This is a genomic window from Yinghuangia sp. YIM S10712 (genome assembly GCF_051388935.1).
In the GTDB taxonomy this organism is placed as follows: domain Bacteria; phylum Actinomycetota; class Actinomycetes; order Streptomycetales; family Streptomycetaceae; genus Yinghuangia.
This window is the reverse complement of sequence record NZ_JBPKBI010000002.1, coordinates 155,001-165,854: the sequence shown is the minus strand read 5'-3', so window position 1 is coordinate 165,854 and position 10,854 is coordinate 155,001. Positions and strand designations below refer to the sequence as shown.

11 protein-coding genes are annotated in these 10,854 nt (G+C 72.7%); 7 read left to right on the top strand and 4 right to left on the bottom strand.

Going from position 1 to position 10,854, the window contains the following annotated elements; genetic code table 11:
• On the bottom strand, positions 1 to 921 hold a 921-nt coding region (locus ACRX5W_RS06190), incomplete at its 3' end, for a hypothetical protein (RefSeq protein WP_436786918.1).
• Positions 908 to 1,819, bottom strand: coding sequence for a helix-turn-helix domain-containing protein (locus ACRX5W_RS06185; RefSeq protein WP_436786917.1), 912 nt, complete (start codon positions 1,817 to 1,819; stop codon positions 908 to 910). The genes ACRX5W_RS06185 and ACRX5W_RS06190, both read right to left, overlap by 14 nt.
• Positions 1,820 to 2,141: 322 nt before the next feature.
• Between ACRX5W_RS06185 and ACRX5W_RS06180 the strand changes: the two genes are divergently transcribed.
• Positions 2,142 to 3,677, top strand: coding sequence for a helix-turn-helix domain-containing protein (locus tag ACRX5W_RS06180; protein ID WP_436786916.1), 1,536 nt, complete (start codon positions 2,142 to 2,144; stop codon positions 3,675 to 3,677).
• Between the two features lie 63 nt (positions 3,678 to 3,740).
• Positions 3,741 to 5,123, top strand: a complete 1,383-nt coding sequence (locus ACRX5W_RS06175) for a helix-turn-helix domain-containing protein (RefSeq protein ID WP_436786915.1) — start codon at positions 3,741 to 3,743, stop codon at positions 5,121 to 5,123.
• Positions 5,124 to 5,298: 175 nt separating this feature from the next.
• Here ACRX5W_RS06175 and ACRX5W_RS06170 read toward each other — a convergent pair whose 3' ends face one another.
• Complete coding sequence (locus ACRX5W_RS06170; RefSeq protein ID WP_436786914.1) at positions 5,299 to 5,880, bottom strand: hypothetical protein; 582 nt, start codon at positions 5,878 to 5,880, stop codon at positions 5,299 to 5,301.
• Between the two features lie 184 nt (positions 5,881 to 6,064).
• Positions 6,065 to 6,655: a TIGR03086 family metal-binding protein gene (locus ACRX5W_RS06165; RefSeq protein WP_436786913.1), complete on the bottom strand. Its 591-nt coding sequence runs from the start codon at positions 6,653 to 6,655 to the stop codon at positions 6,065 to 6,067.
• A gap of 107 nt (positions 6,656 to 6,762) precedes the next feature.
• On the opposite strand from ACRX5W_RS06165, the gene ACRX5W_RS06160 reads away from it, so the two are divergent.
• The 5 genes from ACRX5W_RS06160 to ACRX5W_RS06140 all read left to right on the top strand — a co-directional run bounded on the left by ACRX5W_RS06160 (position 6,763) and on the right by ACRX5W_RS06140 (position 10,761).
• Positions 6,763 to 7,572, top strand: coding sequence for an AraC family transcriptional regulator (locus tag ACRX5W_RS06160; protein ID WP_436786912.1), 810 nt, complete (start codon positions 6,763 to 6,765; stop codon positions 7,570 to 7,572).
• Positions 7,573 to 7,748: 176 nt separating this feature from the next.
• The gene (locus tag ACRX5W_RS06155) at positions 7,749 to 8,582 is read left to right on the top strand and encodes an NmrA family transcriptional regulator (protein WP_436786911.1); all 834 of its coding nucleotides are present in this window, start codon (positions 7,749 to 7,751) and stop codon (positions 8,580 to 8,582) included.
• A 131-nt stretch (positions 8,583 to 8,713) separates the two neighbouring features.
• A complete protein-coding gene (locus ACRX5W_RS06150) occupies positions 8,714 to 9,196 on the top strand; it encodes a DUF1772 domain-containing protein (protein WP_436786910.1) in 483 nt (160 codons plus the stop codon).
• Between the two features lie 154 nt (positions 9,197 to 9,350).
• On the top strand, positions 9,351 to 9,899 hold the full coding sequence (locus ACRX5W_RS06145; RefSeq protein WP_436786909.1) for a SigE family RNA polymerase sigma factor: 549 nt from the start codon (positions 9,351 to 9,353) through the stop codon (positions 9,897 to 9,899).
• Positions 9,886 to 10,761: a hypothetical protein gene (locus tag ACRX5W_RS06140; RefSeq protein WP_436786908.1), complete on the top strand. Its 876-nt coding sequence runs from the start codon at positions 9,886 to 9,888 to the stop codon at positions 10,759 to 10,761. Before ACRX5W_RS06145 ends, ACRX5W_RS06140 begins: the two co-directional genes overlap by 14 nt.
• The last annotated feature ends 93 nt before the right edge of the window (positions 10,762 to 10,854 follow it).

Genomic DNA, 10,854 nt, shown 5'->3' with positions numbered 1-10,854 from the left:
GTCTTCCCCCCCCCCCCCCCCCGCCGGGACACCGGAGTTGACCGCGAGGTGAAGCTCGGAGCGGACCAGTTGCAGGTAGTGGTCGAGGCGGACGCGGGCGGCGAGCACGTCGTCCTCGGGCACCACGAACAACGGCATCACCTGGGCGAGCCCTTCGAGCAGCACCTGCGTGGGCCCGTGCACGGAGAGCAGGCGGACCCACGGCACGTCGTCGGCGGCGCAGCGGTGCGCGAAGGCCGCGCATTGCAGGCCGTGCCCGAGGACTTCGTGCAGCGCGAACTGGCGTACGCCGACGCGGGTGAAGCGGGCGTTGCGCACATTGAGGCGCAGCCGCACACGGCGTCCGGCGCCGTCGAGCCAGTAGGACCAGTACTCGTCGACGTCGACGCGTTCGACGGCGAGTTCGTACGGCGCGTCGGTGCCGACGAGTTTGCGCACCCGGGGCTCGAACTCGGCGGCGGCGGCACGGATCGCACCCGGGGCCTCGGCGGCGTCGAGGGGTTCCTCGCGGGCGCGCAGTGCGCTTTCGGTGCCGGCGTCCCACGCGATGCCGAGCCGGTCGAGTTCGGCGCGGGCGATGTCGCCGCGGTGTTCGACGTAGTCGTCGGGCCAACCGGCCGCCGGGCAGCCCTGCGTCGCGCGGACGTACGCGTCGAGGCCGGGCCGTTCGCCGAGGTAGGCGCCGAGGTAGGCGCGGTCGGCGGCGAGGCGCGCCGCGACGTAGGGTTCGGCGGTCGCGGAGACTTCGGCGGCCAGCGCGGTCAGCGCGTCGTAGACCTGCAACCGGTCGGTCGCTGCGGGGACTTCGGCACTCCGGGCCTGCGGGTGGCAGTCGAACTCGACGATTCCCGGGCCGCCGCGCTCGACCTCCAGCCGGTGCCAGGCACGGATCACCTCCTCCAGCGCGTCACGCGCCTTCACGGACGACCTCCCAATGCAGGGTGACGAATTGGTTGGGGCGAAGGTCCTCGCGGACCAGTCCGAGTCTCGCCTCGTCGCCGTCGTGCGACCAGCGCACGTATTCGTCGATCGGCACGGTCGCCCCGTCCGGATGCTCCTCGATCGCCGCCTGGTCCACAAGCCGGTTCACGCCGATCTGGCGTACTTCGATCTGGAGGCGCAGCGTGAACCTGGTGATGGCCTGGCGCCAGTAGTGGGCGTCGACGAACCGCCCGCCCCGGCAGGTGTACGAGATCGTCGCGCTGCCCATCGGCGGCACCGGCGGCGAGACGCGGCACGCGAACTTCGCCAGTGTGCCCGCGTCGTGGATGCGTTCGACGGCGACGACGTGGTCGGCCGAGGGAAGCGCGTCGATCACCAAGGGTCCCTCACCGTGCTCGAACCACAGCTCGCGCGCGAAGCGCGTCATCGGACGGTCCGTGAGATTGAGCACATGGTGGCGGTAGGTCAGGTGCGACCAGCCGTCCTTGTCGACGTCGATCTCGATGCGCAAGTCGAGTTCGACGATGCTGTCGGCGAGGCGCGCGCGCAGGCCCGGCGGGACGGCGGCCGGGTCGGGCGGCGGGTCCGCCTCCCACGGCCGCGGGGCCAGGCCGAGGAGTTCGCCGGGTATGCGCAGTCCGTCGGCGACGCGCTCGACGACGTGCTGCTGGCGTACGCGGGCGCGCCCGCGTACGTAGTCGCCGACGCGGCTGGGGGTCATTTCGCACAGCCGGGCGAGTCGGCTGAGACTCATTCCCGCCTGGTCGCGGGCAATGGCGAAAATGGCGCCGACATCACGCTCGGCGCAGGCGCGCCGCATGTCCGGAGTGGCCAGGAGGGCTTCCGGCAGGGGGCCTTCCGGCCCCTGATACGGCATGTCCCAAAACCCCCAAACGCGTCACCACGGGCTCCCGGCAAGCCCGTTGTTACTCGCGAGTTTACTCGGGTCGGATAACCGGCTCGACCTTATTCAGGGCCGCTCGGCTTCCGATACTCGTCAACCGTACGGCGGTTCCCGAGTCTTCCCCAGAGTGCGGGTCCCTCTTCGACTCCATCACAGGAACTTCGGATTCCCCCTCATCATCTGCGGCTTTTTCCCGTAGGCGCGGACGACGACAGGAGAGACGGTGATCACCGGTGGTTCCGGCGGCGCCAGGAGGCGCCGGCCACGGCGCCCCCCAGGGCCGACGGGAGATGACATGGGACTCGCGCGGGAAGCCTGCGCCGCGATCGACGGGACGTCGAACGCGCTCCCCGACACTGTGTCGTCGGTGGACCTCGCCCGCTGGGCGGCGTACCGCTTCGCGGAGGCGGTGCGCATAGTCGACGACGCCGAGCGCCGGCAACGCCGGGCGGTGTGGGGTCTGTTGTGCGACGAACAGCCGTTGGCGGCGGCCACGATGGCCGACGCCCTCGGCGAACCGCTGCCCGGCGTGGCACGCGTGCTGGCCGTCGACTGCGACGCCGACGACACGGACGCGGTCGCCTCGGCCGTCCGGCGCATGGCGGGTCGCGGCGCGTGGATAGTCCGGGACGCGGACGACGAGACGCCGATCGTCGTGCTGCTGGCCGCCGACGGTCACACCCCCGACGACGACGGCGCGGCCCGGCGCCTCGCCCGGGAACTGACAGGCCGTCACCCGCAGTGCAGGGTGGGCTCGTCGCCGGTGGCCGAGCCGGCCCGCTACGGCACCGCGTACGACCAGGCCCGGCACGCGTTGGCCGCCGCGCGCATGGCGGTCGGCGGCTACGCGCGCTTCCACGCGTGGCTCGACCCGGAGTTGCTGATCGCACGTCAGGCCGAGGCCTGGGCGCGCGGCACACTCGCGCCGTTGACCACGCACCGCGCACGCCGCCGCGGCGACCCGGACGCCGGCGAGTTGGTCGGCACCTTGAGCATGTGGCTCGCCGACCGCCGCACGGCCGGGACGCGTCTGGGCATCCACCGCAACACGCTCAGCGGCCGGCTCCGGTTGATCCAGGATGTGCTCGGGCGGGACCTGCGCCGGGTCGACGACCGCGCGCAACTCTCGCTCGCGTTGCGGGTGTCGGCTGTCCTGGAGTTGTCGGCGGACGAGACGGAACCGGGCGAGCGGGCCGAACTTACCGACCTTTCGGGGCTGTCCGACTTCCCCGACCCGCCGTCCTCCGTACACCTCGGGGCAGGGCACGCCCCGGAACCGGAACGCGGGTTCGCGGATAACACGTCGTCCCGCGCCGGTCACCCGGCCGACCACCGTGCGGACACGGGAAGTTCCGGCCTTCCGCGGACGGAAGCGGCGGACCGGTTCGCGAACACCGCGTTCACGGCAAGCCGGTTCACGAGCGACCGTGCCGCCGAACACGGCCCCGCCCCTGAAACTCCCGGCGCCGACGGAGCCGGAGGGGCCGAACCGCTCGACGGCACCCCCGCGCGGCCCCGCCTGCCGCTCGACCTTCCCGCCCTGGAGGGTTGGGCGTACGCCGGCCTTCGCTCCCTCACCGGCGGCCCCGGCGGAGCGGACGCCCGCACGCTCCGCGTCTGGCTCGCCCACGACGCCCGCCTGTCCGCCACCGCCGAGGCGCTCGGCCTCACCGTGCCCGGCGCACGCAAGCGACTCGCCCGGATCGGCGGCGTCCTCGGCCTCGATCTCCTGCACGGGCCGACAGCGGAAGCCGACCTGTGGCTCGCCCTTCAGGTCGTCGACCGCCCCGGCGGCCCGCACGCCGTAAGGGACCGCCGCCGTGCCTCGTGATCCCGCATCGCCGACCCCGCCCCAACCGTCCCCGCCTGCCCTCGAAACCCCTCGCGAGACCCCATGAAATCGCTTGAAAACCCCGCGAGTTCCCCCGCGACAACCGCAGTCCCCGACAACCGCATCCCCCGCGCGTACAACACCATGACCATCAGGCAGGAGTCCTCCATGCCCGCCCCGGCCCCCCTTCGCCCCCTGCACGTCGCCCCCGCCGTGTCCGCGTATTCGCCCGCGCCGACCGCCAAGCCTGCCCAGGCGGCCCGAGTCGCGGCACCGAGGACACCCGCCCGCGTCGCCGCGACCCGGCGTCCGCAGCCCGCGGCGCCCCTGGCGCGCCCCACCGCGCCCGGGGCGACACAGCCCCCGACCCGGCTCGCCCCCCAGCGCACCGGACGCCCCCAGCCCGCCACGCCCATCCGCTCGAACAACGCTCCCGCCAACGGGCTCGCGCCCCGCGGCCGGGTGCTCTACCAGGGCACCGAACCGCGCCTCATGCACCACGCCGTCGGCTCGCACGTGATCCCACACCGCCTGCGCGTGCCCGGCACCGGCGCGGTGCGCGGCAAGCTGCGGGTGCTGCACCGCGGCGAGATCGCGCTCTACCAGATCGGCTACGGCACCCACGCCGAACTGCGGTTCGACGCGCAGGCGCCCGTCTACCTCGTACACCTGCTGCACTGCGGCGGCGGCCGGCTCACCGTCGACGGACGCGAAGTCCCGATGTCGCCGGTGATCACCGGACCGGGCCAGGAGGTCGTCGCGCGCTGGGCACCCGACACGACCGCGCTCGTGCTGCGCATCCCGCGCCGCGTGATCGACGCCGCGATCCGGCCCTACGCGGACGACACCGCCGAAAACGCCCCGCTGCGCTTCGAACCCGTCCTGGACGCCTCGAACGACGAGGTGCGGCAGTGGCTTTCGCTCGCGCACAGTTTCGCCTCGATGGTGGACTCCGGCCTGCTGACCCGGTCCCCGGACGCCGCCGCGCACTTCGAGCAGATGCTGGTCCACGGTCTGCTCGCCTGCCAGCCGCACACCCTCAGCGGCGGCACCCTGCGCAGCGGCCCGGTCGGTGCTCCGGTGGCGCTCCGCCGCGCCCTGGCGTTCTGCGAGGAGCACGCGTCGGAGCCGATCTCGGTCGCGGACATCGCCGCCGCGTCGCATATGAGCGTGCGCACGCTTCAGGAGAAGTTCCGTACCCACCTCGGCGTTACCCCCCTCGCCCACCTGCGGCACGTCCGCCTCGCGGGGGCCCACGCCGATCTGCTCGCGGTCGCCGAGGGACGCAGCGACGACACCGTGACGGGAATCGCGCTGCGCTGGGGCTTCAGCCACCTGGGCCGGTTCGGGTCCCTCTACCGCGCCGCGTATGGGAGGCTCCCCTCGCAGACCACCCGCTCCGGCGACGCCGACGTCTACCCTTTCCCCCGCGCGGCCACCGGCTGACGCACGCCCGGTGACACGCGTACGGGACCGCGCTCGGGGCGGCCCCGTGGCGGCGGGTACGGGGCCGGTCCCTTCCGGCCCCGCACCCGCCGCCGTTTCCCGTGCGGACGCAATCACCTTCCCAGAGACGGCTGTTCGTGTCGCCGGGGCCGTGCTCACCGGCATCCAGAACGCGCTACCGGCGGCCGGCGGGCCGCCGTTTGCCGGACGGCTTGTACACCGACAGGAAGGTCGCCGCGATCAGCGCGGCCAACTGCACGCTCGCACCCGCGATCTGGTACCACTGCACGGCTGTGAGACCGGACGGGTCGCCGCCCGGCGCGGTCATGGCGCCGAGCTCCCGGACCCACGACGACACGACACCCGCACCGAGCACGATCACCAGGATCAGCAGGACGATTTTGACCTTGATCCACAGGTGCTTCCACAGCCCCCAGGGGGTGCGGAGCGACAGCACGACGCCGGTCACCAGGGAGAGCGCCGCGAGGGGGATCCCGGCGGCGAACACGAGGCTGCGCATCACCTCGTACACGTTGTGCCGCAGCGCGGGGTCGTCGCTGTTTCTGGCGATGACACCGAGCATCACCATCACCCACTCGACGCCGACGAGGCCGACCGCCACGACGACGTGCGACGAGTTGACCGCGCGGCGCACACCGCGCGGGAACTGCCGGGACTTCGCCGTCGTCCGCGCCGCCTTCGCGGTCGCCTCCGACGGCTTGCGGGACGGCTCCCGGGACGTTGCGACCGTGTTCACTGTGGGCCTCCCTCGGGGACGCTTCGCCGACGTCCTCAAGGCTCCCGCCGAAGCGCGCCGCGATCGTCCGGCTGCGGAAGGCACCGCGACTGCTCTCCGCGCAGGTGACCGGCCGGTTCACCCGGGCCCGCGTGCTTCCGTGGCATCAGCGCGCACGGGCGGCACTACTCCCGGCGGAGTACAGTCACGGCGTCCAACCGGGGTCGCGGCCGGACAACGCCAGGGCCCGCTCCAACGCCGGCGCGCCCACCGGGACGGGGACCGGAACGGCGAAGCCGTCGTACTCCCGGTAGACCCCGGCGTACCGCTCCACGAGAGACAGCACGGCCTCGGCGGTGTCCTGCGGAAACGCGGGCTCCTGCCCGGTCGCCTTGGCCGCGTCCCATCCGTGCAGCACGAGCTCCATGAGGAGCATGCCCGCGATCTCTGAGGCCGGCTGCGCGTAGCCCTCGCCGAGCTCGATGTCGCCCTCCCACGCCGCCGGGTCGGCCCAGGCGCCCACCGCACGGTCGAGCTGCACCGCGTACGCGTCGGCCCACCCCGGTTCGGCCACGAAGTCGCGGCTTGGCCACTCCTCGGGCAGCGGCTCGCGCCGGGCACGTTTCTCCAGGCCGTAGGCGCTGTAGAGGACCCAGTGGTTCAGCAGGGTCCTGGTGTCCATCTCGGCGCAGGGTGTCGGGGCGGCGAGACGGTCGCCCGTGAGCCGGTCCTCGGCGGTACGGGCTATGCGGGCGGATTCGGCCGCGGCGGCGGCGAGGTGCGGGTGAAGGTTCATGGCGTCGACGCTAGGCAGCGCGGGCGCGGCGATCTTGAAGAAACACGACGAGCGGCGCCGTGCTCCGGCCACACCGGGCTGTCGGTGCGGCCACGTAGCCTGGCGCCATGCCGGAGAAGCAGACGAATCCCGCGGGGATGCCCCGCGGCGTCCTGTATCCGGAGCTGACCGCGACCAAGATCCGGCTCGCGCAACACGCCCCGAGCCCGGCGATCGACCGTTTCGTCGAGTACTACTGGATCGTCGCGTGGGACCTGCGCGGCAAGGCCTCACACGAGTCCCACGTGCTGTCGCACCCGAGTGTGCACCTGGTCTTCGAGCAGCCGGAAGCCGCCGTCTACGGCATCGTCCGCAGCACGTTCCGCCGCCGTATCGGCGGCCTCGGCCATGTGCTCGGCGTGCGGTTCCGCCCGGGCGGGTTCCGGCCCTTCCTGGGCCGTCCGGTCGCGGACATCGTCGACCGGGTCGTGCCTGCCGCCGAGTTGTTCGACCCTGCGGCCGTGCACGCCACGCAGACCGCCGTCCTCGGCACCCGAGACGACACCGAAATGGTCACGCACGCCGAGGAGTTCCTGCGCGCGAGACTCCCCGACCCGGACCCGGCGGCGGACGAGGCCGCAGAAATCGTCGCGCGCATCACCGCCGACCCGTCGCTGACCCGCGTCGACGAAATCGCCGGGCAACTGGGCATGTCGGTGCGCCGCCTGCAACGCCTCTTCGCGGAGTACGTCGGCGCGTCCCCTAAATGGGTCCTGCGTCGCGCCCGCCTGCACGAAGCCGCCGAACGCGCGGCCGCCGGAAGCCGGATCGACTGGGCACGGCTCGCCGCGGAGCTCGGCTACGCCGACCAGGCGCACCTGACGCGCGACTTCACCGCCGCGGTGGGCACGCCGCCCGCGGCGTACGCCCGTTCGTGACGCCCCGGCTCCGTCGCGGTCGCGGCGCCCCTCTGTCGCGCGTCCCGACGACCGTCGCCACAAGATGAGACTTTCTCTTATGTAATTGGGCTTTCCAGCTATGTTCCGTCTCGCTCTGCTCGACTTCAATGAAGTCACGCCACCAAGCAACGGACAACCTGGCAGAGGAGCCCGCAATGTCGAACACCATCCTGGTCCTCGGCGGCACCGGCAAGACCGGCCGTCGCGTCGCCCAGCGCCTCACCGACCGCGGCGCCACGACACGCATCGGCTCGCGCGGCGCCGAGATCCCGTTCGACTGGAACGACCGGGCGACGTGGAAGCCGGTCCTCGCGGATGTCGCCGCCGTCTACATCACCTACGTGCCCGACCTCGCGGTGCCCGGCGCTCCCGAAGCGGTCGGCGCGTTCGCCGAGTTCGCCGTCGTGTCGGGCGTGCGGCGCCTGGTGCTCCTCTCCGGTCGCGGCGAGCCCGAGGCGCAGAGCGCGGAGGTGCGCGTCGCCGAGGCCGCGGAGCGGGCCGGCGCCGAGTGGACGGTCGTCCGGGCCTCGTGGTTCATGCAGAACTTCAGCGAGAGTTTCCTGATCGAGCCGATCCTCGCGGGCGAGGTCGCCCTGCCGGTCGCGGACGTACGGGAGCCGTTCGTCGACGCCGACGACATCGCCGACGTGGCGGTCGCCGCGCTGACCGAGGACGGGCACCACGGCCGGACGTACGAGGTCACCGGTCCGCGCCTGATCACCTTCGCCGAGGCGGTCGCCGAGATCGCCGCCGCCACCGGGCGCGAGATCGGGTACGTGACCGTGCCGATCGACGCCTATGCCGCGGCGCTCGGCGACGCGGGCCTCGACGAGGAGACGGTCTGGTTCCTGCGTTATCTGTTCACCGAAGTCCTCGACGGCCGCAACGAGCACCTGACCGACGGCGTCGGGCAGGCTCTCGGCCGCGAGCCCCGCGACTTCGCCGACTACGCCCGCGCGGTGGCCGCGACGGGCGCCTGGAACGCGTAACGCCCCTCCGCCGGGACCACCGGTCCCGGCCGCCCCCGCCCGGCGCGCGACAGAGCCAGACAGCGCAAACACACCCGAGCCAGAGCCCCACGAACCTCGCCGACGACCCCCGATGCCCGGAGGGCAGCCCAATGAACGGATTCCAGTTCGCACTGACCATGGCCACCGCGCTCGGCTGCATCGTCATCGGCGGAGTGTTCTTCGGGTTCTCGGCCCTCGTGATGCCGGCCCTGCGCCAGGCCCCCGCGAAGGACGCGGTCGGCGTCATGCAGGCCGTCAACACGTCCGCACTCACCTTCCCCTTCCTCCCGGTCTTCCTCGGCAGCGCGCTCGCGTCCGCGGCACTGGGTGTCTGGGCGGTGGTCGACTGGGACGCCGACCACTCCGCTCTCCTGGTCGCCGGAGCGGCGACGTACCTGGTGGGGAGCTTCGTCCTGACGGTGGCCTACCACGTCCCGCGCAACGAAGCGCTCGACAAGGTCACGGCGGGCACGGCGGACGCCGACCGCCTCTGGGCGGTGCACGTCGTCGAGTGGACGCGCATGAACCACGTCCGCGGTCTCGCCGCCGTCGCCGCGGGAGCCCTGCTCATCGCCGGCGTCGCGGCGGCCTGAGCCGCGCAATCCGCTTCCGTCCGCACGAAGAGGCCCGAACGCCCCCGCGTTCCGGGCCTCTTCGCACGCCGCCCGACGGCCCATGCAATGTTTTCCCGTCCTGGGCAACCCCGCCGGACCGGGCCGTACTCAGGCTTCCTGAAGGAGGTGTTCGTTGCGACCCCAGGAAGCAGTGGAGATCCACGACTTCGTCCGGTCCCGCTGGGCGCGGCTCGTGCGCACCGCGTACCTGTTGACCGGCGACCACGGCGAGGCGGAGGACCTGGCACAGACGACGCTGATCAAAGCCCACGCGGCATGGCACCGCGTACGCGCCAGCGACAACCCGGACGCCTACGTGCGTCGCATCCTGGTCAACGCCAACGCGGCGCGGTTCCGCAAGCGCAGGATCACCCAGCTCCTGGGCGCCGCGGTGCCCGAAGGACGCGTCCCGGACACGACCCACCGCGTCGACCAGCGCGACGCGTTGCTGCGTGCGCTGGCCAGGCTCCCGGCCCGGCAGCGCGCGGTCGTGGTGCTGCGCTATTGGGACGACCTGGGCGAGGCCGAGGTGGCCGGGATCCTCGGCTGCTCGGTCGGCACGGTCAAGAGCCAGGCGTCGAAGGGGCTCGCGAAGCTCCGCGCCGACCCGGGGCTCAACGGACCGCAGTGGGATTCGGGTTCCGACGACACCTCGGAGGTTCTGGCCCATGGCCGGCATTGAGGAAGGGCAGTGGATGCGCGACAGATTCGAGCAGGGGATGCGCGGCGGACTGCCGGACACCCCGGCTCCACACACGGCCATCGAGCAAGGCGGCCGGGCGCGGCGCAAGCGGCGGGTCGCGGTGGCCGGTTCGGTCGCCGCGGTCGTCATCGCGGCGGCGGCGGTCACCGGGGTGACGTTCCTGGGCGGTGACGACAAGGCCGGCCCGGCGACAGCGGCCACACCGACCGTTGCCGCGACCAACGGAGCGAGCAGCGCGACGCCGGCTCCCGCCTCCACCCCGGACGGGAGCTCCCCGCCGAAGACGCCGGACGGGAAACTGGTGGTGGCGAGCGGGCAGTTCCAGGGCAAGGCGTGGGAGATCGTGCGCGTCCTCGGCGACGAACCGCCGCCGGGACATCCGTCGGCGACGGGGGCGGCCAAGCCGAACTCCGCCGTCGATCCCGGGGCGGCCGACGGCCCCACCGCGGGGCCGCCGTACTGCGAGCAGGTCTACCTGATGGTCGACGCCGCGTGGGCGGCGACGTTCCTGAACCCGTGCCCGATGGCCCAGCCGTGGGAGCAGAACAGCGGCGGACGCGACGCACCGGTCATGCGCAACGGCCGTGGCTCAGGCGGCGGACAGACCTACATCGTCCTCCAGGTGACGCCGCAGGTCGCACGGGCCGAAGTGAGCTTCCCGGACGGCAGCAGCCTCCAAGGGGAACCGGTCCCGGTCCCGAACACCCCGGAAGGCTTCGTGGTGTTCGAGCTCGGTACCCGGGCCCAGGCGGCGGCACGCGGGGCGACGTACACCTTCACGGCGTACGACGCGCAGGGGAAGCAGATCGACCGGGACACCTTCCCCAACGCCGACTCGTAACTCCGCGCGCACAAACGCAGGGCCCGGGCAAACGCAACTTGCCCGGGCCCCACGCGTGTCGAGCCTACGCCCGCCCAGCGGACGGCTCACCCG

Coding starts and splice junctions, on each gene's coding strand:
- ACRX5W_RS06175 (WP_436786915.1), top strand. CDS start 3,741: ATGAAATCGCTTGAAAACCCCGCGAGTTCCCCCGCGACAACCGCAGTC.
- ACRX5W_RS06165 (WP_436786913.1), bottom strand. CDS start 6,655: ATGAACCTTCACCCGCACCTCGCCGCCGCCGCGGCCGAATCCGCCCGC.
- ACRX5W_RS06155 (WP_436786911.1), top strand. CDS start 7,749: ATGTCGAACACCATCCTGGTCCTCGGCGGCACCGGCAAGACCGGCCGT.
- ACRX5W_RS06185 (WP_436786917.1), bottom strand. CDS start 1,819: ATGCCGTATCAGGGGCCGGAAGGCCCCCTGCCGGAAGCCCTCCTGGCC.
- ACRX5W_RS06140 (WP_436786908.1), top strand. CDS start 9,886: ATGGCCGGCATTGAGGAAGGGCAGTGGATGCGCGACAGATTCGAGCAG.
- ACRX5W_RS06160 (WP_436786912.1), top strand. CDS start 6,763: ATGCCGGAGAAGCAGACGAATCCCGCGGGGATGCCCCGCGGCGTCCTG.
- ACRX5W_RS06150 (WP_436786910.1), top strand. CDS start 8,714: ATGAACGGATTCCAGTTCGCACTGACCATGGCCACCGCGCTCGGCTGC.
- ACRX5W_RS06180 (WP_436786916.1), top strand. CDS start 2,142: ATGGGACTCGCGCGGGAAGCCTGCGCCGCGATCGACGGGACGTCGAAC.